Origin of the sequence: Clostridium sp. RTP31139st1_H3_RTP31139_211217, assembly GCF_040227035.1 — a bacterium.
GTDB lineage: Bacteria > Bacillota > Clostridia > Clostridiales > Clostridiaceae > Clostridium > Clostridium saudiense.
Window position 1 is genome coordinate 123,114 of the sequence record NZ_JBCOAB010000001.1, and the last position, 20,994, is coordinate 144,107.

A 20,994-nucleotide genomic window follows, 5' to 3' on the forward strand; every position below is an offset into this window, starting at 1 on the left:
TTTATTTTCATTTTTTATTTTAATTTTGCTTTTATTTTTAAAAACTAACTTGTTCTATTTCTTTTAGTTCATTACTTAACTCCTTTTCTGTTGCAAAATCACCTTTTGGAACCATAATAACTAATGAATTAGATTTACCAAAAGTATCTTCTATTATCTTTGTATCACTACCTAACTTAGTACTTTTATCAAATATTTTTGAAGATCCATAATCAAAAGTATTTTTTGTCTGTGCTAAATAGGATGGTACCATTACGATTAAAAAAATAATAACTAAAGGTATCATTATTTTTCTAACACAATTTGCAAATTTATCAAATTTAGGTATTAATAATTTATGTTCAGTTTTATCAATAATCTTGTAACAATACATTGTAAGTACAGGAAGTAAAATAATAACAGTTACTAAACTTAGAGCTATAGCTTTTGCCATTACAATTCCCATATCTGGACCAATTTTAAATCTCATTAATATTAAGGCTGCAAATCCAATAACTGTTGTTATCCCACTTGAAAAGATTGAGCCAACACTTTTAACAGATGCTTGTACCATTGCTTCCTCTGGTTCTAACCCCTGCAATCTAAACTCTGTAAATTTATGCAATAAGAAAATTGCATAATCCATAGATACTGCTAACTGTAATACATTTCCCGCTGCATTTGTTACAAAGGAAATCTCTCCAAATAAAAGATTCATTCCTTGATTTAGCATTATTGCTACGCCTATAGTTAACATAAACAATATTGCTTCAAACCAAGAAGTTGTTGTAATTGCTAATACGATTAAACATATTGGTATTATAAATAATATAATTTGACTAACTTCTTTAGAGGTAGCTTCTGTTGCAACTACAGTATTAACAACTGAACCTGCCATTGCATTATCATCACCAATTAAATTTCTTATTTCATTTACTGCTTCAATTCTTTTATTTTGATCAACAGTAACTGTAAATAATGCCGCTTCATCCTTGTAATAATCTTGAACTGTTTCTCTATCTAAAGTTTCAATAGGTTCTGTTATATTAACAACATCATCTAACCATGTAACATCTTGTACACCATCAATATTTAATAATTTATCTTTAATTTCTAAAGCCTCGGGTATAGTAATATTAGATACCATTACCCTTGCATTAGGTATTCCACCTTCAAATTCATCTTCCATAATATCTAAAGATATTGTAGACTTAGAATCATCTGGAAGATAATCGTTCATATCATAATTAACTGATACAAATTTACTGCAAATAAAACATAAAACTAGTGAAAGTCCAAATGTAAAAATTACAGTTTTTTTATGTTTAATAATTTGTCTAAAAAAAATTTCCATACTGCGTCTCACCTCTAACTAATTATCATTCGGTTTAAGTATATTTATGAAATACCAACAATACAATTACCAATAAAGTAATTCACTGTGGTATAATACACACATTGAGTACAAATTGTGTATTAATTTATTAAGGTTTTGTTAAAAGTATTTTATAAACTTATGTTTTGATAAATTAAGAGTTGAATAATAATTAAGTTATCTTTAAAATGTATAAAAAGTATAAATTGTTATATTATATAAATATTTTTATTTGAATGGAGCTTTTATATGGATAGACGAGTACGAAAAACCAGACTAAAACTAAATGAATCTTTAATGATACTAATAAAAGATAAAAACATTAATCAAATTACTGTTAAAGAACTTACAGACTTAGCTGACATAAATAGAAAGACTTTTTATTTACATTATAAGGATATCTTTGATATGGTAGACAACATTAAAGAGCAATTACTAGTAGAACTTGAGAGTGTAATATTATTTCACAATTCATCTTGTACTAACTCTGATGAGCCTTATTCATTAATGAAAGATATATTGGAATTTATTGATAAGAATAGTGAGCTATTATCAATTTTCTTAGGTCCTCATATTAATGCGGATTCTATTTTTATAGAGAAAATTAAGGAAATTATGAAAAGACTATGCATAGATGTTTGGAATAGATTATATCCTAATGCTGATCCTAAAAAATATGACTACTATTATTCTTTTACTTATTATGGAATAATAGGGCTAATTCAAGATTGGATAAATACTAGTAAACAAGAAAGTATAGAATACATGGCGAAACTTACTAGCGACTTGGTAGAAAGTTCCTCAAAAATATTATATTCATAAAATACAAAAATAATTAGACCATAGGTGGTCTAATTATTTCAATAGCTTATTTAAAATACTCAATTCCTATAGCATTTCTTACATCTCTTAATGTATTAGATGCTATTTTTCTTGCATTATTACTACCTTCTTTCAGTACCTCATATACATAATCTAAATTTTTCTCATATTCCTTTCTCCTATTTCTAATTGGTTCTAGCTCAGCTTGAATTATTTCATTTAAATATTTTTTTACTTTTACATCACCAAGTCCCCCTCTTTGATAATGCATTTTCATTTCTTGCAATTTATCTATTTCATTGCAAAAGGCATCTAAATAGATAAAAACAGTATTATTTTCTATAGTTCCTGGATCTTCTACTCTAATATGATTAGGATCAGTATACATTGACATTACCTTATTTTTTATTACATCTGGTTCATCACTAAGATAAATTGCATTATTTAATGACTTACTCATTTTTGCTTTTCCATCAATACCAGGTAATCTACCTAATCCTTCCTTTGGTAATATAGCCCTAGGCTCTACTAGAACATCTTCTTTATAAATATTATTAAAACTTCTTACTATTTCTCTTGTTTGTTCTATCATAGGAAGTTGATCTTCACCTACTGGTACTATATTTGCTTTAAACGCTGTAATATCTGCTGCTTGACTTACTGGATAAATCATAAATCCCGCAGGAATACTCATATTAAAATTTCTTTCTTTTATTTCACTTTTAACTGTTGGATTTCTTTCTAGCCTTGCAACTGTAACTAAATTTAAATAATGCATTGTAAGTTCATTTAATTCTGGAATTTGTGATTGAATAAAAATAGTAGATTTTGATGGATTTATTCCTACAGATAAATAATCTAAAGCAACCTCTATTAAATTATTTCTTATTTTTTCAGGGTTTCGTGCATTATCAGTTAATGCTTGTTGATCTGCAATCATAATATAGCTATTATATAATTCACTATTTTGCAAGGTAACCCTATTCTTTAAAGAACCTATATAATGTCCTATATGAAGTTTTCCCGTTGGTCTATCTCCTGTTAAAAGTGTTTCTTTTTTCATTACTTTCACTCCTTATTTCATAACTTTTTCTATCTATTGTTTATTCAAAACTTCTAGATGTATTATTCTTGAATAATAATTTTAAAAACAAAAAAACTCCCTCCTATAACTAATAGGACGAAGTTATTATCCGTGTTGCCACCTAAATTGTATAAATAAATTTATACCACTCTAACTAAAGTACTAACATACTTTAACTGCTGTAAGGTGCAGTTCACCACTAAGATACTCTTAAAACTTTAATTTCACCTTGTTCCTCAAAGGTCCATTCATTAAATTTTTTCTTGCTAAGCTTCCACCACTCCTAGCTCTCTTTATTGAACCTAAATTTAATTACTCTTCCTCTTCATAGGATTTTTTTATACTTTTAATGTATTATATTCCTCTATTTTGTAAATGTCAAACATTTGAGAAGACTAATTTAATATCGCCTTTAATTGTTAACCATTTAATATATTTTGATTGACAAACTATTTTATCTTCAATATAATACTTTCTATGGAGGTAATTATGTTAATAAAAGGAAAAGTTTTAAAAATTTTAGAAGAAAATAAAGGTAAAAATATTTCTGGTGAGGAAATTGCTAAAAAACTTAATATTTCGAGAACTTCCATATGGAAAGCAATTAATGCACTTAGAAGTGAAGGCTATACAATAAATGCTGTTACTAATAAAGGTTATTCCCTAGCAACAAATACAGATTTTATTTCTAAAGAAGGTATTTCTTTATATTTAAATAATGAATATTCAAACATTGATATCTATACTTACAAATTAGTCTCTTCTACTAATGATGTTGCAAAAACTTTAGCTTTAAATGGTGCTAAACATGGTACGGTTATAATTTCCGAAGAACAAAGTGTAGGTAAAGGTAGGCTTGGTCGAGTATTTTATTCACCAGCTAATACTGGAATTTATATGAGCATTATACTTAGACCTAATTTAACTGCAATGGATTCAGTTTTAATAACAACTTCTGCTTCTGTTGCTATATGTAATGCAATTCAAAAAGTAACAGGAATAGAATGCCAAATAAAATGGATAAACGATATTTACTTAAACAATAAAAAAGTAGGAGGAATATTAACAGAAGCTTCTACTAATTTTGAAAGTGGAACTATTGATTATTTAATTTTAGGAATAGGACTTAACTTTAATAAGCCTAAAGAAAGTTTCCCTAAAGAACTTGAAACAATAGCCTCTTCATTATTTAGTAATAACAATGGAAATATCAATAGAAATATTCTTTGTGCAGAAATAGTAAATAATATCCTAAGTATGATTCCTCAAATTAAAAGTTATGACTTTATATCTGAATATAAGAAAAGAAGTATTATTTTAAATAATGAAATTGTCTATATAAGTGCTGGTGTTTCATCCATTGGTAAAGCTATTGATATAAATAATGATGGTTCTTTAGTTGTTAAACATGATGATGGTTCTATAAAAGTTTTAAATTCTGGTGAAGTAACTATTAGGAGGTTAAATTAAATGAATAAATTATCAACGAAATCACTTATTTTATGTTCACTTTTTGCTGCATTAATTGCTGTTGGTGCTTTTATTAAAATTCCAATACCTGTAGTACCATTTACTTTACAAGTTTTATTTACTACACTAGCAGGCCTTTTATTAGGACCTAAACTTGGAGCTATTTCTGTAGGGATTTATTTACTTATAGGTTTAATAGGTATTCCTGTATTTACTCAAGGTGGTGGACCAAGTTATATTTTCCAACCAACCTTTGGTTATTTAATAGGCTTCTTAATAGGCACATATTTTACTGGATATATTGCGCATAAAGATAAGGATCCATCTCTTAAAAGACTAATATTTGCAAGCATTGGTGGATTAACAATTGTATATATTATAGGTATGATTTATTATTATTTAATTGCAAATTATTACTTAAATTCTCCAATCACAGCTAGTGCTGTAATGTTGTATTGTTGTCTTTTATTTATCCCAGGTGATATTGCTTCATGCATTGTAAGTTCATTAATTGCTAAAAGAACTCTCCCTATAATAAAAGGTCAATTACTTACAAATGAATTTAATAGTCAAACCTAAAGAAAAGATTATAGATAATATATTTTAATAAATATAAAACTTTAGTATAAAAAAACAATACCATATAGCATAATACTACTTATGGTATTGTTTTTATTATAAATTACTTGAAATATACCCTATCTTTTCTAACTATTTAATTCTTCTATTAATTTCTTAACAGTTGTAATTTTGTCTAACCTATATGCATTTTCACCACAAAATACAAGTGAATTATCAACATCACCTTTTACTGCACGCACTAAAGCACCTGTTATGCAATAAGGTATAGTTGCCATATCACATTTCTTTAAGCATTTATAACATTTACTTATTTTTTCATTTGTTAACTTTCTTTCTTCCATGAATTTATTACTTATAGCTCGCCCTGGCATACCAACTGGACTTTTTACAATCATTACATCTTCCTTTTTAGCATTTATATATGCCATCTTAAAATTAATATGAGCATCACATTCTTCAGTTGCTACAAATCTTGTTGCCATTTGAACTCCTGCGCATCCTAAATTCATATAATGATTAATATCATCTCTATCATAAACGCCACCTGCAAATATTACCGGTATTTTCTTATTATATTTTTCTTCATATACCTTTACTATTTCAATAATTTCAAGCACTTCTTTGTCATAACCTTTTGATTCATATTCTTTTAAACTTTCGCTTGAAAATCCTAAATGTCCACCTGCCTTTGGACCTTCAATAATTACCATATCTGCAGTTCTACCATAACGTCTATCCCACATTTTTAAAATAACACTTGCAGACTTTGGTGGAGATACTATAGGTGCTAATTTTATATTTGACCCTTCTGTAAACTTTGGTAAATCAGTAGGTAATCCTGCACCTGATATAATTAAATCAGCACCATTATCAATTGCGCATTTTACATACTCTTCATAATTTCTAGTGGCGCACATAATGTTAACACCAATTATTCCACCATTTGATATTTCTTTTGCTTTTTTAATATGTTTACCTAATGCCCTAATATTAGCTGTTAATGAATCTTTTCCAAAATCCTCTTCTAAAAATCCAGGTTGTGCTGCTGATATTACTCCTATTGCTCCTTCTTTTGCTACTGCTCCTGCAAGCGAAGACAAGCTTACACCTACTCCCATTCCCCCTTGAATTATTGGAACCTTTGCTTCTAAATCTCCTATAATCAATGAATTTAATTTCATATATTAATCCTCCTAGTTATTCCATCTAATTTATATAGTTTTTATAACTACATGTTATATCATTAGTATATATAATGTATTTTTAGTTGTCAATGTGCAATTATCAAATATTTTGATTCTAAAACTATTTATAAGAAAATAAAGCTAAGTCACTCTTAGCTTTATTTTAAAAATTTATTTTATTAATGTTTCAAATAATCTATTATATCTGTTAATGTATTTAAATCTACAAAACTAACACTTTTATTATATGTTTCTATTAAACCTTTAACATCTGCAGTTCTTTCATCTTCAGGTATCTTTTTTATTTTAGTATATAATAACTTCATCATAGACTTATGCAGAAAGTTTAATTTTGAATAATCTATTCCTCCTCTTAAGTTAAATATTTTAGCTTTTTCAAAGATTTCAGGTGAAAGCTGTTTAGAAATATTACTTTTTATAGACTTAATATTTTCATCATCTTTTGGATCTGCCAACCCAACTGTTATAATTATTATTTTTTTATTATTAGGATTACTAATTTTCTTAAAAGTTTTCTCCATGCCTAATATACCACCAGCATATAAACCCCCAAGATAAATAATCTCATCATAATCATTTATCTCTGTAACCTCTTTAAAATTTAAACATTTTAAATTTATTCTTTTAGCTAACTCTTCTGCATATTGTTGTGTTGTTCCATAATGGCTACCATAAATAACAATACTATTCATCATTTCCAACCCCTCATAATTCATTTTTAAATTCTCATATTTTAATTCTTAATACTAAATATAATTATATTTATAAATTATATAAATTAATATAGATTTATATTTTTATCATGTAATATTTCTCTAACTATATTATTATATATTGAAAAAGAGATATAGCTATTCAAGCTATATCTCCCTTATATTAAGAATTTCATTAATACTATCTATAATATAATCAGCTTCTTTAAGTTCTTTATCATTTCCATATCCATAAGCACATCCAATAGAATATAAATTATACTTTTTAGCTATTTCAATATCAACAAACCTATCACCAACAATAATAAAATCCCCTTGATGCTTTTCTTTAATAACCTTAAAAATTTCATGTTTAGGGTTAAAGTCAAAATCCTCGCTACAATAAAAATCTATAAAATACTTATCTAATCTAAAAATTTCTATGTGTTTTTTCATATAACTAACCTTACAATTGCTAAGAAATATTAATTTATAACCTAATTCATTTAACTTAACAAGTGTTTCTATAGTACCATCATATAATTCTGCTTGCCCTTCATCAATATATTGAATCATAGCTTCCCCTATGATTGAACTACATTTTTTCTTTTCATCCTCTGGTAAACTTGGCATAAAATCATTCCACATTTGTCTTGCAGTAAGCCCAAGGAACCTACTAACTTCATCCTCTTTAAATACCTTTTCTTCAGCATAACCATTGTTTACTAAATAATCATATGCTCTTTTAAATGCCGGTTCATAAATCCTTATGCTATTATGCAAAGTACCATCATAATCAAAAATAATATACTTCATAATATTAGAAATTATTTAAAAGATTAGCCATTTCAATTGCAGTAACTGCGGCATCATATCCTTTGTTACCACCTTTAGTACCTGCTCTTTCTATAGCTTGTTCTATACTATCTGTAGTTAATACTCCGAATATTACTGGCTTTTCAGTTTGAAGTGATACTGTTGCAATACCTTTTGAAGTTTCTGCACAAACATAATCAAAGTGGGGTGTTGATCCTTTAATAACTGCTCCTAAACAAATTACTGCATCATACTTATCATTTTGAGCCATTTTCTTTGCTACTAGTGGAATTTCAAATGCTCCTGGAACCCACGTTACTTCTATATTATCTTCATCTACCCCATGTCTCTTTAACCCATCTAAAGCTCCACCTAATAATTTTGATACTATAAATTCATTAAATCTACCTACTACTATTCCAACCCTTAGTCCTTGTGCTACTAAATTTCCTTCTATTATTCTCATTTCTTTTTCCTCCTAAAATTTTATTTAATATAAATTTCCAACTTACAATTTATCTAACATCTTTTTAATAAAATCTTATTCTAACCAATTAAGTCAAAATATATCTACCATCTATTAACCTAAATACTTTATCCTCTTATCTCTTTACTAAACATATACTTTTTTCTCTTATTATTTAAATTTAAATCATATGTCCCATTTTTTCTTTTTTAGTTCGAAGATAAAATTCATTTTTTTCATTGTGATTCATTGCAATTGGAACCCTACTTACAATTTCTATTCCATGACTTTCTAATCCATCTATTTTTCTAGGATTATTAGTCATTAAATTTACCTTAAAGGCTCCTAAATCCTTTAAAATTGCAGCTGCAACATCATAACTTCTCATATCTGATGGAAACCCTAAAATTTCATTAGCTTCAACAGTGTCATAGCCTTTATCTTGAAGTGCATAAGCCCTTAACTTATTAATAAGTCCAATTCCTCTTCCTTCTTGTCTCATATATAGTAAAATTCCAGTGCCTTCTTCAGCAATTCTCTTCATAGCTGCATCATATTGTTCTCCACAATCACATCTTTTAGAGCCTAAGGCATCTCCAGTTAGACATTCAGAATGTACTCTTATTAAAACTGAATTATTAGAAGTTATATCTCCTTTAACTAAAGCTACATGATGCTCTCCATTTAACTTATTTATAAATCCATACATTTTAAAATCACCATATCTAGTTGGCATTTTAATTTCAACAACTCTTTCCACTTTAGCTTCCTTATTTTCTTTTTCTTTCCTATACTTTATTAACTCTTCAATAGTTATTATTTTCAAATTATGAACTTTAGCAAATTCCACTAAATCTGGAGTTCGTGCCATTGTACCATCATCCTTCATAATTTCACATATAACTCCTGCACCTTTTAACCCCGCAAGTTTAGGCAAATCAACTGCTGCTTCTGTATGCCCATTTCTTTCTAAAACTCCATTTTTTTTAGCTACTAAAGGAAATACATGCCCTGGTCTTCTAAAATCCTCTGGTTTAGTATTATCATCTAGTACCTTTTGAATCGTAATTGCTCTTTCAAATGCAGAAATTCCAGTAGTTGTACTAGCATGGTCAATAGCAACTGTAAATGCTGTTTCATGATTATCTGTATTATTTTCAACCATTGGGCCTATTTTAAGTTCATTTAATCTTTCTTCTTCAACTGGCATGCAAATAAGTCCACGCCCATACTTAGCCATAAAATTTATGGCTTCACCTGTAACCTTTTCTGCTGCCATTAGCAGATCCCCTTCATTTTCCCTATCTGGGTTGTCTACAACAATAATTATCTTTCCATCTTTTATATCACTAATTGCTTCCTCAATAGTATTAAATTTATACATTTTACATACTTCCTTTCCCCTTAAAAAAATCCATTTTCTCTTAAAAATTCTTCACTTATTGATGTATTTGGATTATATTCTTCTTTTGATCCAAGTCCCATAAACTTTTCAACATATTTTGAAATAACATCGCATTCTAAATTAACAGTTTCACCAATAGATTTGTTTACTAAAGTTGTTTCTTGTGCTGTATGTGGAATTATAGAAACTTTAAATATAATTTCATCTACATAAGCAACTGTTAAGCTTATTCCATCTATAGTTATTGAACCTTTTAAAACAACATATCTTAATATTTCACTTGCTGCTTTTACCGTAACCCAAATAGCATTATCCTCTTTTTCTAATGAAATAATCTGACCTATTCCATCTATATGTCCACTTACAATATGCCCACCAAGCCTGCTTTCCAAATTTAATGCTCTTTCCAAATTTACCTTATTACCTATGTCTAAAAGTCCTAAGTTACTTCTTCTTAATGTTTCAGCCATAACATCAGCTTCAAAACTATTACCTTTTACATTAGTTACTGTCAAGCATACACCATTAGTGCAAATACTATCCCCTACTCTTGTTTTTTCTAATACTTTATTTGCCTTAATAATTAACTTTGAAGATTTAACTCCTCTTTTAACTTCTTTAATTATTCCAACTTCTTCAATTATCCCCGTAAACATATAACTATCACCTAACTTATATATCCTTCTACTAAAATATCCTCACCTACATTCATTGTAGTTATATTTTTTAGTTTAAAAGCATTATTTAATTTATCTATTCCTCTACCACCAACTGGAGTTTTAGCTGTTTCTCCTCCTATCATTTTAGGAGCCATATATACCATTACTTTATCAACTACCCCCTCTTCTAATGCAGAGTAATTTAATGTTGCTCCACCTTCTAATAAGATGCTATCTATATTAAGCTCTCCAAGCTTTCTCATAAGATCATTTAAATCAACTCGTCCATTTTTTTCATTTATAATTAAAACTTCAATATTATTTTTCAATAATTTTTGAACCTTTGTTGTATTGGCTTTTTTGGTAGTAGCTATTATTGTCTTATTATCATGATTTTCTAACACTTTTGATTTCAGAGGAATTCTTAATGTACTATCTACTATTATTCTTATAGGATTACTACCTTCAGCCATTCTACATGTTAATTCTGGATTATCCTTTATTATTGTATTTACACCGACCATAATTCCTGAAAACTTATTTCTTAAAATATGAACTTGTAACCTTGACTTTTCACTAGTTATCCATTTAGATTCACCAGTTTTTGTTGCTATTTTTCCATCTAGTGACATTGCTGTTTTCATAACTACAAATGGCTTTTTAGTAGTTATATATTTAATAAATACTTCATTAATCTTTCTACATTCTTCTTCTAAAATACCAACTTCAACTTCTATACCTGCTTTTTTAAGTTTTTCTATTCCATTTCCCGCTACTAATGGATTAGGATCAACCATACCAATAATAACTTTACTTATTTTATTTTCAATAATTCTATCTACACAAGGTGGTGTTTTTCCATAATGAGAGCATGGTTCTAAAGTAACATACATAGTAGCTCCTGTTGCATCTTCAGTTAAACTTTTAAATGCATTAACTTCTGCATGTCCTTGTCCATATTTCTCATGATAACCTTGTCCAATAATTTTATCGTCTTTAACAATTATTGCACCAACCAACGGATTAGGATTTACATTTCCTATACCTTTTTTTGCTAACTCAATAGCTATTTTCATAAACCTTTCATTCAAAATCATCATCTCACAATCATAATAATTTGAATTTAATAAATCTTTAGATTATAAAAAATAGCAAGCCCTAAGTTTTATCTCAGGGCTTGCTATTTTAAGTACACATAAAATTATTCATTTATTAAACTTTGATTATAATATAAAATTATTAAACTATATAATCCGTTTTAAAAAATAATATATACATGTCATAGAAATCTAAAAAAAGCTCTGAAATATAAAATATTTCAGAGCATAATATGCAAAATAAATATAGCATTTTAGATTACTACATTACTTTTATCTTCTTCCATCCAGACTTTACTGTCGGCCTCGGAATTTCACCGAATCATGCTAAACTAGCTCGCGGGCTTTACCGCCGGTAGGGAATTTCACCCTGCCCTGAAGATTTATTAAATTGTAATTACATATTATTACAATCATTACCACTTGTCAATATATTAAAATAATTTATTTTTATATTATTTAATTTCTATTAGCTACAATAGTATTACACAAATAATATCTAAAATAGTTTATAGTATTAATTTGCAATCTAAAAATTCATTTATATTACTTCTTTTAAATTAAATTTTTCTAGTAATTTAGCCCATGTATCACTCCCAACTATTCCATCAGCTCTAAGCCCTTTTGATTTTTGAAAGCTTATAACTAAAGCTCTTGTATTTGAACCAAAAATCCCATCAATTCTAATTTCTAAAATATGTTGTATTACTTTCGTTTCATTAGGTGTATATTTCCCATATTTACATATGACATTCTTAATTAAATCATAGCTTTTATTAAAACACTTGCATCCAAACATATAATCTTTATTTAATCCATAATTACTTTGAAATTCACCAATTGCCTTTGTAGTCAAAGGACCACAAACTCCATCAATTTCTAAATTCCATTCAAAAGAGTTAAGTAGCAATTGAACTAATTTTATTTTAAAAGAAGTTCCTAAATAAAATTTAGCAACTTCAACTTCCTTTCTTGAAATTCCTCTTGAATTTAATGAAGTACTGCTTAAATTTGATTTATTCAGCTCAAATAACCTTCTCTTATCATTTGTTTTACTAATTTTATTCTTAAAATTATACCATCTACTTCTATTATTAATATTCAAATTAATCAATACTCTTTTACTCAAATTATTATAAGAGTCTACTTTTCCTTGATTCATTAACATAATAATAATCCCCCTTAAATATATTATGAAAATTCATCATTTTTTGTTATACTTATTAGTAAATTTTATTATTTAATATAAATATCCCTGAAATGAATCAATATTTCAATTCATTTCAGGGATATAAACTACTAATTCTTGCTTATTACTTTACAAAAAACTTCGACTATATTTGGATCAAATTGTTTACCAGAACAACGTCTTAATTCTTCTATTGCTTCTTGTTTATTTCTTCCCTTACTATAAACCTTATCATTTATTATTGAATCATAAGAATCAACTACAGAGACTATTCTAGCTATTAATGGAATTTCTTCACCTTTTAATCCTAAAGGATATCCTGTTCCATCCCATCTTTCATGATGAGTTAATATTCCTCTAGCTATATGACTAAATTCAGGTAATAATTGTGCTAATCTATATCCCTTTTCAGAATGTGTTTTAACTATTTCAAACTCACTTTCTGTTAAAGGCTGTGATTTCAATAAAATATAATCTGGTATAGCAATTTTCCCTATATCATGAAGCCTTCCAAGAAGACTTAATTGATCAATTAAATCCGCTGTAAGATTCATTTCTTTTCCAACCTTTTCAGAAAGCTTCATTACTCTTTCAGTATGTTCTTCTGTTTCAATCTTTTTCTTATTAAGATCTTCTTTTAGTCTTTCTAAAGTAGATACTCTTATTGTCTTGCTATCAAAAATTTTTTGCTTATATGCTTTATCATCTGCCTCACATAAAACAGAATCAATACATCCTTCTCTTTCTAATAAAGCAAACCCCAAAGATATGCTTGTCTCTATATTACTATATTCATAATTAGAGCATTTTTCATTTATACTATTGATAATATTAGTACACTTTTCACTTGAGGCACTAGGAACTATAATACAAAATTCATCTCCACCAAATCTAAATGGAGTTTCTAAATCACTACAACATTCTTTTAAGCATTCAGCAACTCTTTTTAATAATTTATCACCTTCGTTATGACCAAAAGTATCATTCACTAATTTTAATCCATTGACATCTCCAGAAATAATCCCAATTGGAAATAGTTCTTCTTTAATATGTTCTTCGATTTTTTTATCAAAATAAGATCTATTATATAATGTAGTAAGTGAATCAACATAACTTAAATATGTTAATTTTTCTTCATTTAATTTATATTCAGTCACATCTCTAACAAGACCAACTAATCCTATAATTTCATTGCTATTATTTATTACAGGTGTTTTTATACTTTGAAACGTTTTAACCATATTTTCTTTAGGAGAGAATACTTTTTCTTCTATATAAAGTGGCTCTTTTGTATTTAAAACTATATTATCATGCTTATAACAAATCTCTTTAAACTCTTCTTCTAATGGAAATTCTAAATCATTTTTTCCTATAATGTCATAAACACCTTTTTCGTTATAAAATTTTTCACAAGCTTTATTTATCCCAATATATTTTAAATCCTTATCCTTATAAAAGACTAATGATGGAATATTATCAATAACAGTTCTTAACATAAGTTTTTCATTTGTATTTAATACTTCAATATCTTCTATTATACTTCCTATTAATATTTTTTCATTGTTATCAAAATATGTACTTATCTTATATTTATAACTTTTGTTTTTATATGTAAAGATATTGCTATTACTTGATTTTTCATTAACAATAGTCTTAAGAAGCTCAGCATACTCATCTTTATCATTTAAATGTTTTATCAAAATATCATAGTTAAAATTCTCATTTAAATTAAATGTATTTTTAAAGGATGAGTTTATAAATAATACTTTATTTTTACTATTTTTTATCCATATGGGATGCTCTAATACCTCAAATATTTCCATGTTGCTTATCATTTTACACACTAATTTCTTTCTAAATTTTTTACTTATTAAAATTTATAATTTATTAATTAAAGTTACTTAGTTAATAATTATTTATAAATTAATACTATATAATATTAACACAAACTATAATTTTCTTTAAATATAGTATTATTTTATCAACACTAAAATCCTATTGTCAAATGTCTATACAAACTTACGTTTGATAAATTAAAAGAGACAGCATATTATTTATTAAAATACTATCTCTTTAAAGTTTTTAATTAAAATTTATTAATATTTACTTTTAATATTTATTATTTTATCAAATTATATACTTGCAACATCTGAATCTTTGATGGTGAAGTAAGTTATAATAAATCCTGCTATATAAGAAATACATAAGCCTATAAAATAATTAAGCATTGAATTTGGTTGCATAATTGCAATAGCTACTAAACCTGATGGACCCCAAGCATTTGCTAAAACATGTGTTAACATAACATATGCTCCACCAAACCCAGCTCCAATACCAGCTGTAATAAATGGTTTAAACATAGGAAGAGTAACTCCATAAATTAACGGCTCCCCTACACCCAAAAATCCAGCAGGAAGTGCACCTACTATTACTTGTTTTAATCTTTCATTCTTAACTCTTCTAGCAATTAGGTATATTGCAATAGCTGCACCAACTTGTCCAGCACCAGCCATTGCAAGTACTGGGAACAATGAAACACCACCCATAGCTTCTAATTGAACTGCATATATTGGAATTAATCCATGATGTAAACCTAAAAGTACCATTGGTAAAAATAATGCAGCTAATATATAACCACTAATTACACTAACAACTGGATTAGAAGAATTAATGATAATACTTAACAATGCTACCAATCCATCTGATATAAATCCTGCTAGTGGCATTATAATAAATACAAATAATATTGCAGTAATAAGTAAAGATAATAATGGAGTTAAAATTAACTCTAAAACATCTGGCATTCTTTTACGAATTGCTTTTTCTATCTTAGCTAATATATATACCCCCATTATAACTCCAATAATACCACCTTTACCTGTAGTTAAGATAGAATTTAGGGGAACTGCCTCATCATATAGTCCAAATGTTTGAGAAATTGCTACTATATTTGATCCTATAGAAATAGCACCAATCATACCTCCTAAAGCTTCAGTTGCACCAAACTGCTTTGCTGAATTAATACCTGTATAAATTGCAAAATATCCTAAGAATGCTCCCCCTATTAATGAAAACATTAATTGTGTTACTTGCCAAAAACCTTCAGCTGGTAATGTACCTTGACCTTGAAGTGTTGTTATTAAACTTGCTAACCCATTGAAAATACCTGCTGCTATAATTGCAGGGATTAAAGGTATAAATATATTAGCTATTACATTAATAGCCTTTTTAAATTTATTTTCCTTTTGTGTACCTTTTATTGTAGCCTTATTTTCTTTCCAATCACCAGCTACTAAAGTATCCTTAGGTAACTTCAATTCCTCTATACATATATCTGCTACCTTTTTTGCCTTACCAGGACCTAAAACAATTTGTATATAACTACCATCTTGTACAATACCTAATATTCCAACTGTCTTTTTTAATTCTTCTGAATTTACTTTTGATTCATCCTTTAATGTTACTCTTAACCTTGTCATACAGTTTGCAACTTTCAATATATTATCTTTTCCACCTATTAGCTCAACTATTTTTTGTGCCAACTCTAAATTTGTCATATAATTATTCATCCCCCTTATAAATTGAATAATTTAAAACATCATGCAACTTTCATTAAGTGTAAATCTAGTAGAATTTTATTTTACATTTTTATCACCTCAATACTTTTAGTATATTATAATAATGATTTGTATATTTAATGCTCAAATAATAAATTATTGTTATAGACTTTTTAAACTAAATAATATAACCCACAAGATATATAATTATACATCTTGTGGGTTATATTATTTCTACAAATTTCAATTAAATTTTATTATCATTATAATATTGAACTAAATTTTAATATTCTATATTATTTTCTTCACACCATTTAATTGCAATATTTCTCTCTGCTTCTTCTCTATAATCATACCAGTCATTAATTAAATCTTGATTTTCAATTTCTTGTCTTAAGCCTCTAAATGAATCTTTATTACTTAAAAGCTTTTCTTTTACTGGTATATCTTCTATTGTATTACAAAAATCAATCATCATTCCATGCTCATTAATATCATTATGTGATGGAAGTTGAATATAGTCATTTGGATTCATCTTAAAATCATGTAATGAAAGTATAAGCTCCTTTTCCCACTCTTCAAATTCTTCAATTTTATGTATATCATCAGCTTTATATGTTGCCGTACTACTATCTTCTATGTACATTATAACTCCAGTGTTCTTATTATAGTAATGTGTAAGTAGTTCCCCTTCAAACTCTATACATTCAATTACGTCATTTAAATCAGCTTTCATTTTATTATCCATTTATAATCACATCTTTCTACTTTATATTTACAAACTATATGTTATTTTATTATACATCATCTTATTGTTTTTGTATCCTTATTATATTTTTTATTAAATAAAGTCAAATTATTGACATGCATTTTTTTTTATGATACTATTGTAAAAAAATATTGTTCGTCTTGAATTTTTAAAAAGACTATAAATTTTGTTGTTTCTGACTTTAAACAACGAGATTTATAGTCTTTTTTTCTGTTGAAAATTAAGACAACTACAAAAGATAACTATGTAAGTTTAAGCTTACTAATAAAAAGGAGATGTTAACAAATATGAATCAATCTTATATGAAAGAAAAACCAATTTTACCATTGCTACTTTCTTTAGCTTTGCCAAGTATGATATCTATGTTGGTAAATTCTCTTTACAATATTATCGATAGTATATTTGTAGCAAAAATGGGTGAAAGCGCTATGACAGCAATATCATTAGTATATCCAGTGCAAAATCTAATTATTTCAATTGCTGTTGGATTTGGTGTTGGTATTAATGCAATGATTGCCCTTTATTTAGGCGCTGAAAAAAAAGAAAAAGCTAATTCTATAGCAACTCAAGGAATGGTATTTAGTATTATTCATGGTATTATACTTACTATTATTGGAATCATTATTATGCCACAATTTTTAAAATTATTTACTTCGGATACTACAATAATAAATTTAGGAATACGCTATTCAAACATTGTATTATCTTTTTCAGTAATCGTTATGCTTGGAGTTACATTTGAAAAAGTCTTTCAATCAGTTGGTAAAATGGTAATTGCAATGATTAGTTTAGTAGCTGGTTGTATTGTTAATATAATATTAGACCCTATCATGATCTTTGGACTTGGACCTATTCCAGCTATGGGAATTGAAGGTGCAGCTTGGGCCACATGTATTGGACAAACAGTAACATTACTTATTTATATAATTGCTTATTTACTTAAAGCTATTAATATTAAAATGTCATTTAAATATTTAAAACCTGGAAATCATATTTGTTGGAAGGTTTATTCAATTGGAATTCCTGCCTCATTAAACATGGCTCTACCTTCATTATTGGTATCAGCATTAAATGGAATTCTTTCATCCTTCTCTCCAATGTATGTAGTTATACTAGGTATATATTATAAACTTCAAACATTTATATACCTTCCAGCTAACGGAATAATTCAAGGTATGCGTCCAATTTTAAGCTATAATTATGGTGCCAAAGAATATAAGAGAGTTAAAAAAATATATAATATTTCATTACTATTAATTCTTGGAATAATGTTTTTTGGAATGATTTTATGCTTAGTAATTCCAAATCAACTACTTGGAATGTTTACTGATAATCCTGAAACTATAAAAGCTGGTGTAATAGCTCTAAGAATTATAAGTATAGGATTTATAGTATCTGCTTTCTCAATAGCAGCTTCTGGTGCATTAGAAGCCCTTGGTAAAGGCTTAAATTCACTAATAATTTCTTTATTACGTTATGTATTAATAATTATTCCACTAGCATTTTTATTAAGCCTTCCTTTTGGTGTAAATGGTGTATGGAATGCCTTTTGGATTACTGAATTAATTACTGCAGTAATTGCATATATTATATATAATAAATCAGTTAATAATCAGTTAATATAAATAATATCTAAAAAATATCGCTAACTTACAGAAGCTAGCGATATTTTTTATTTAAAATTATGTTTAATTTTCTTCACTGATACAGTTTTTCAATTCTTCTTGATAATCTCTTACGGCTTCTAATGCATTTAGACATTCCTCTCCATCTTTTAAATTAATATATAATAAAGCAGATAAATTACCATCCCTTTCACTTATTCTTGTTGCAACTCTATAGTGATCCTCTAATTTTTTAATCTCCATTTTGTAAATTAAATCTAAATGCGTTGTTTTTCCATTTAATTTTACGTTTATATTATTTTTCTCTACTTCTAGTTTAACATCTTTTTCAGTAATTCCTTCACTTATATTTCCAAACTTAGTAAAAGTATAGGATGCTTGATTATAATCAAATCGATTGCTCTCTTTTAAATTTTTTAATATATATTCTCCATCTTTAACAGCTTCTATAAATTCTTCTTCTTCATAAAAATGATATTTTCCTACATAGTCTAAAGTATAACTTTTAAAAATATTATCATTTATAGCTTCGTTCATTATTAAATCACATCCATTTTTTATTGTTTGTTTAAAAGAATTTGATTACTTTATTATAGTATGTACTATATTTTTTCTTTTTATTTGATTCTCATTTACGAGTATATTATTTAAAAGTATAAATATAAAAATAATAGAGAATAGCTTTATAATAATTAATAAAACTATTCTCTATTTAGAAAAATCTATTACTTTTTATATGCTTTTGTTGCTTCAATGGCTTCTTCCTTTGAAGAAAAGATAAACTTACCAATATTAGAATCACTTACAGAATACGCCCCATTCCAATAATCACAATTATTGTCACTAGTTAAGAATATTAAATTTTCATTTCCTCTATGCTCTACATTTGATACCTTTAATTCCAGTAATGTTTTATGATCTGATTCAATAGTATAATAACTATCGCCTACGTTTATATTGTTCATTTTTATATCCTCTTTCTTTAATAAATTAATTAATTATTATTTATTAATATTTAAAACATTTTTTCACTTCCTATATCAAATCTATTTAGATGTGATTTTCTTTTTATCACCATTTTTAATAATGATTCTATATATTGCAAATTAAACCAATCAGCAAGATTATTATGTGCATATATGTTAAATTATATTCCTTTTTTAGTATTTTTTTCTCATTTTCTTACAAATGCATTAGTAATTATTTTTTATACAATTATATTTCTTTTATCATTATTGCTAATTATTAATCATATACTATATTAATCAATGCTGGGGGTACTTAATTTGGATAATAATAAAGATGATCAAATAATTACTACTAAAAATTCTTATAATGTTTTTGCAATCGTAGGATTTGTTTTAGGAATTATTTCTTTTTTCCTTAACTTTTTTGGTATTGTAGGAATTTTAGCTGTAGTTTTTTCTGCAATTGGTTTATCTCAAATATCTAAAAATCAACAAAAAGGAAAAGTCTTAGCTATTTTAGGTATAATCTTTGGAGCAATTAATATCATTTATGCTATTTGCGCTATTTCTCTTATTTTTTAACATTTTCAATTTTAATTGTACATTAATAAAGGATGGCATATGCCATCCCTTATCTTTTATTCTTCAGATTCATCTTCACTTACATTATTTGTTCTATAACTAATTTTAGCTACTGCTAAATCAACATTGCCTTCAATTACCATATCCTTTGAAATAGGTAAATCTCTAACAAGTATTTGGTTTCCTTCTTCTAATTTAGATACATCAATAGATATATTATCTGGGAACTTACCTACTTCCCCTTGTAATTCAACCTCATTAACAAATGATTCTAATAATAATCCTTTTGCTTCTAGTGCTTCTTGTCCATAGAATATTACTGGTATTTTTAGCTTTACTAATTCACCTTTACTTATGCTTTGGAAATCTATATGAATTATCTTTCCAAAAGGATCTTTTTGCATTTCTTTTACTATGCATTTCTTATAATCTCCATTTAAATTTAAAGATACTACAGAACTCTTAGGATATCCTAATAATCTAATCAACTCTCTTTTAGTGATTTTTGCAGATAAAGCCTTATTAAGATCTCTTCCATAAATAATACATGGAATTTGTCCATTCATTCGTACCCTTTTACCATTTTCACATCTTTCACTTATGTTGAATACTAAATTATCCATTCTAATCCTTCCTTTTCATTTATGATATA

The 20,994-nt window shown here is 26.9% G+C and carries 21 protein-coding genes, 1 riboswitch and 1 other annotated feature; of the genes, 5 read left to right on the forward strand and 16 right to left on the reverse strand.

Annotation, left to right across the window (positions count from 1 at the left end; translation table 11 throughout):
* Positions 1 to 37: 37 nt before the first annotated feature.
* Complete coding sequence (locus ABUA17_RS00635) at positions 38 to 1,333, reverse strand: efflux RND transporter permease subunit (protein WP_195951281.1); 1,296 nt, start codon at positions 1,331 to 1,333, stop codon at positions 38 to 40.
* A 270-nt stretch (positions 1,334 to 1,603) separates the two neighbouring features.
* Between ABUA17_RS00635 and ABUA17_RS00640 the strand changes: the two genes are divergently transcribed.
* Positions 1,604 to 2,176, forward strand: a complete 573-nt coding sequence (locus tag ABUA17_RS00640) for a TetR/AcrR family transcriptional regulator (RefSeq protein ID WP_042398328.1) — start codon at positions 1,604 to 1,606, stop codon at positions 2,174 to 2,176.
* A 46-nt stretch (positions 2,177 to 2,222) separates the two neighbouring features.
* Here ABUA17_RS00640 and trpS read toward each other — a convergent pair whose 3' ends face one another.
* Positions 2,223 to 3,239 carry a tryptophan--tRNA ligase gene (gene trpS / locus ABUA17_RS00645; protein WP_042398325.1) on the reverse strand — a complete coding sequence of 339 codons (1,017 nt, stop codon included), beginning with the start codon at positions 3,237 to 3,239 and terminating at the stop codon, positions 2,223 to 2,225.
* 110 nt (positions 3,240 to 3,349) lie between these two features.
* Positions 3,350 to 3,598, reverse strand: a binding site (T-box leader).
* Between the two features lie 151 nt (positions 3,599 to 3,749).
* Here trpS and ABUA17_RS00650 point away from each other — a divergent pair.
* Together ABUA17_RS00650 and ABUA17_RS00655 are read left to right on the forward strand one after the other, a co-directional pair.
* A complete protein-coding gene (locus ABUA17_RS00650; protein ID WP_195951280.1) occupies positions 3,750 to 4,730 on the forward strand; it encodes a biotin--[acetyl-CoA-carboxylase] ligase in 981 nt (326 codons plus the stop codon).
* The gene (locus ABUA17_RS00655; RefSeq protein ID WP_042398320.1) at positions 4,731 to 5,309 is read left to right on the forward strand and encodes a biotin transporter BioY; all 579 of its coding nucleotides are present in this window, start codon (positions 4,731 to 4,733) and stop codon (positions 5,307 to 5,309) included.
* Between the two features lie 128 nt (positions 5,310 to 5,437).
* On the opposite strand, the gene ABUA17_RS00660 is transcribed toward ABUA17_RS00655, so the two are convergent.
* The 11 genes from ABUA17_RS00660 to ABUA17_RS00710 all read right to left on the reverse strand — a co-directional run bounded on the left by ABUA17_RS00660 (position 5,438) and on the right by ABUA17_RS00710 (position 17,146).
* Positions 5,438 to 6,493, reverse strand: a complete 1,056-nt coding sequence (locus tag ABUA17_RS00660; RefSeq protein ID WP_042398317.1) for an NAD(P)H-dependent flavin oxidoreductase — start codon at positions 6,491 to 6,493, stop codon at positions 5,438 to 5,440.
* Positions 6,494 to 6,675: 182 nt separating this feature from the next.
* Positions 6,676 to 7,212, reverse strand: a complete 537-nt coding sequence (locus ABUA17_RS00665; protein WP_198133987.1) for a flavodoxin domain-containing protein — start codon at positions 7,210 to 7,212, stop codon at positions 6,676 to 6,678.
* A 165-nt stretch (positions 7,213 to 7,377) separates the two neighbouring features.
* Positions 7,378 to 8,025 (reverse strand): HAD family hydrolase, encoded by a 648-nt coding sequence (locus ABUA17_RS00670; RefSeq protein WP_052330664.1) that lies wholly within the window; start codon positions 8,023 to 8,025, stop codon positions 7,378 to 7,380.
* A gap of 4 nt (positions 8,026 to 8,029) precedes the next feature.
* Positions 8,030 to 8,491: a 6,7-dimethyl-8-ribityllumazine synthase gene (gene ribH / locus ABUA17_RS00675; protein WP_042398308.1), complete on the reverse strand. Its 462-nt coding sequence runs from the start codon at positions 8,489 to 8,491 to the stop codon at positions 8,030 to 8,032.
* A gap of 181 nt (positions 8,492 to 8,672) precedes the next feature.
* Positions 8,673 to 9,875, reverse strand: coding sequence for a bifunctional 3,4-dihydroxy-2-butanone-4-phosphate synthase/GTP cyclohydrolase II (locus ABUA17_RS00680; protein ID WP_055290886.1), 1,203 nt, complete (start codon positions 9,873 to 9,875; stop codon positions 8,673 to 8,675).
* Between the two features lie 20 nt (positions 9,876 to 9,895).
* Entirely contained in the window at positions 9,896 to 10,552 is a 657-nt protein-coding gene (locus ABUA17_RS00685; protein WP_042398302.1) for a riboflavin synthase, read from the reverse strand.
* A gap of 11 nt (positions 10,553 to 10,563) precedes the next feature.
* Complete coding sequence (ribD, locus tag ABUA17_RS00690) at positions 10,564 to 11,646, reverse strand: bifunctional diaminohydroxyphosphoribosylaminopyrimidine deaminase/5-amino-6-(5-phosphoribosylamino)uracil reductase RibD (RefSeq protein WP_042398299.1); 1,083 nt, start codon at positions 11,644 to 11,646, stop codon at positions 10,564 to 10,566.
* 277 nt (positions 11,647 to 11,923) lie between these two features.
* Positions 11,924 to 12,039: riboswitch (FMN riboswitch) on the reverse strand.
* 154 nt (positions 12,040 to 12,193) lie between these two features.
* Positions 12,194 to 12,820, reverse strand: a complete 627-nt coding sequence (locus ABUA17_RS00695) for a peptidoglycan-binding domain-containing protein (protein WP_042398296.1) — start codon at positions 12,818 to 12,820, stop codon at positions 12,194 to 12,196.
* Positions 12,821 to 12,951: 131 nt separating this feature from the next.
* Complete coding sequence (locus ABUA17_RS00700; protein WP_052330663.1) at positions 12,952 to 14,664, reverse strand: sensor domain-containing diguanylate cyclase/phosphohydrolase; 1,713 nt, start codon at positions 14,662 to 14,664, stop codon at positions 12,952 to 12,954.
* Between the two features lie 309 nt (positions 14,665 to 14,973).
* On the reverse strand, positions 14,974 to 16,398 hold the full coding sequence (locus ABUA17_RS00705) for a PTS transporter subunit EIIC (RefSeq protein ID WP_042398290.1): 1,425 nt from the start codon (positions 16,396 to 16,398) through the stop codon (positions 14,974 to 14,976).
* A gap of 283 nt (positions 16,399 to 16,681) precedes the next feature.
* On the reverse strand, positions 16,682 to 17,146 hold the full coding sequence (locus ABUA17_RS00710; protein ID WP_242833244.1) for a UPF0158 family protein: 465 nt from the start codon (positions 17,144 to 17,146) through the stop codon (positions 16,682 to 16,684).
* A 308-nt stretch (positions 17,147 to 17,454) separates the two neighbouring features.
* Between ABUA17_RS00710 and ABUA17_RS00715 the strand changes: the two genes are divergently transcribed.
* Positions 17,455 to 18,792 carry an MATE family efflux transporter gene (locus ABUA17_RS00715; RefSeq protein WP_042398287.1) on the forward strand — a complete coding sequence of 446 codons (1,338 nt, stop codon included), beginning with the start codon at positions 17,455 to 17,457 and terminating at the stop codon, positions 18,790 to 18,792.
* A 63-nt stretch (positions 18,793 to 18,855) separates the two neighbouring features.
* Here ABUA17_RS00715 and ABUA17_RS00720 read toward each other — a convergent pair whose 3' ends face one another.
* Both ABUA17_RS00720 and ABUA17_RS00725 read right to left on the reverse strand, forming a co-directional pair.
* Complete coding sequence (locus tag ABUA17_RS00720; protein ID WP_042398284.1) at positions 18,856 to 19,329, reverse strand: hypothetical protein; 474 nt, start codon at positions 19,327 to 19,329, stop codon at positions 18,856 to 18,858.
* A 188-nt stretch (positions 19,330 to 19,517) separates the two neighbouring features.
* Entirely contained in the window at positions 19,518 to 19,757 is a 240-nt protein-coding gene (locus tag ABUA17_RS00725; RefSeq protein WP_055275902.1) for a hypothetical protein, read from the reverse strand.
* Positions 19,758 to 20,078: 321 nt separating this feature from the next.
* Between ABUA17_RS00725 and ABUA17_RS00730 the strand changes: the two genes are divergently transcribed.
* Positions 20,079 to 20,342, forward strand: a complete 264-nt coding sequence (locus ABUA17_RS00730) for a DUF4190 domain-containing protein (RefSeq protein ID WP_052330662.1) — start codon at positions 20,079 to 20,081, stop codon at positions 20,340 to 20,342.
* A 56-nt stretch (positions 20,343 to 20,398) separates the two neighbouring features.
* Here the strand turns inward: ABUA17_RS00730 and ABUA17_RS00735 are convergent, their stop codons facing one another.
* Positions 20,399 to 20,965: a 50S ribosomal protein L25 gene (locus ABUA17_RS00735; protein WP_195951279.1), complete on the reverse strand. Its 567-nt coding sequence runs from the start codon at positions 20,963 to 20,965 to the stop codon at positions 20,399 to 20,401.
* Positions 20,966 to 20,994 lie beyond the last annotated feature (29 nt).

Excerpts from the sequence above, each read along its gene's own strand:
- ABUA17_RS00665 (WP_198133987.1), bottom strand. The coding sequence starts at position 7,212 with ATGATGAATAGTATTGTTATTTATGGTAGCCATTATGGAACAACACAA.
- ABUA17_RS00705 (WP_042398290.1), bottom strand. The coding sequence starts at position 16,398 with ATGACAAATTTAGAGTTGGCACAAAAAATAGTTGAGCTAATAGGTGGA.
- ABUA17_RS00735 (WP_195951279.1), bottom strand. The coding sequence starts at position 20,965 with ATGGATAATTTAGTATTCAACATAAGTGAAAGATGTGAAAATGGTAAA.
- ABUA17_RS00710 (WP_242833244.1), bottom strand. The coding sequence starts at position 17,146 with ATGGATAATAAAATGAAAGCTGATTTAAATGACGTAATTGAATGTATA.
- ABUA17_RS00655 (WP_042398320.1), top strand. The coding sequence starts at position 4,731 with ATGAATAAATTATCAACGAAATCACTTATTTTATGTTCACTTTTTGCT.
- ABUA17_RS00695 (WP_042398296.1), bottom strand. The coding sequence starts at position 12,820 with ATGTTAATGAATCAAGGAAAAGTAGACTCTTATAATAATTTGAGTAAA.
- ABUA17_RS00685 (WP_042398302.1), bottom strand. The coding sequence starts at position 10,552 with ATGTTTACGGGGATAATTGAAGAAGTTGGAATAATTAAAGAAGTTAAA.
- ABUA17_RS00660 (WP_042398317.1), bottom strand. The coding sequence starts at position 6,493 with ATGAAATTAAATTCATTGATTATAGGAGATTTAGAAGCAAAGGTTCCA.
- ABUA17_RS00670 (WP_052330664.1), bottom strand. The coding sequence starts at position 8,025 with ATGAAGTATATTATTTTTGATTATGATGGTACTTTGCATAATAGCATA.
- ABUA17_RS00720 (WP_042398284.1), bottom strand. The coding sequence starts at position 19,329 with ATGAACGAAGCTATAAATGATAATATTTTTAAAAGTTATACTTTAGAC.
- ABUA17_RS00635 (WP_195951281.1), bottom strand. The coding sequence starts at position 1,333 with ATGGAAATTTTTTTTAGACAAATTATTAAACATAAAAAAACTGTAATT.
- ABUA17_RS00680 (WP_055290886.1), bottom strand. The coding sequence starts at position 9,875 with ATGTATAAATTTAATACTATTGAGGAAGCAATTAGTGATATAAAAGAT.
- ribH (WP_042398308.1), bottom strand. The coding sequence starts at position 8,491 with ATGAGAATAATAGAAGGAAATTTAGTAGCACAAGGACTAAGGGTTGGA.
- ABUA17_RS00650 (WP_195951280.1), top strand. The coding sequence starts at position 3,750 with ATGTTAATAAAAGGAAAAGTTTTAAAAATTTTAGAAGAAAATAAAGGT.
- ABUA17_RS00700 (WP_052330663.1), bottom strand. The coding sequence starts at position 14,664 with ATGGAAATATTTGAGGTATTAGAGCATCCCATATGGATAAAAAATAGT.
- ABUA17_RS00725 (WP_055275902.1), bottom strand. The coding sequence starts at position 19,757 with ATGAACAATATAAACGTAGGCGATAGTTATTATACTATTGAATCAGAT.
- ABUA17_RS00640 (WP_042398328.1), top strand. The coding sequence starts at position 1,604 with ATGGATAGACGAGTACGAAAAACCAGACTAAAACTAAATGAATCTTTA.
- ABUA17_RS00715 (WP_042398287.1), top strand. The coding sequence starts at position 17,455 with ATGAATCAATCTTATATGAAAGAAAAACCAATTTTACCATTGCTACTT.
- trpS (WP_042398325.1), bottom strand. The coding sequence starts at position 3,239 with ATGAAAAAAGAAACACTTTTAACAGGAGATAGACCAACGGGAAAACTT.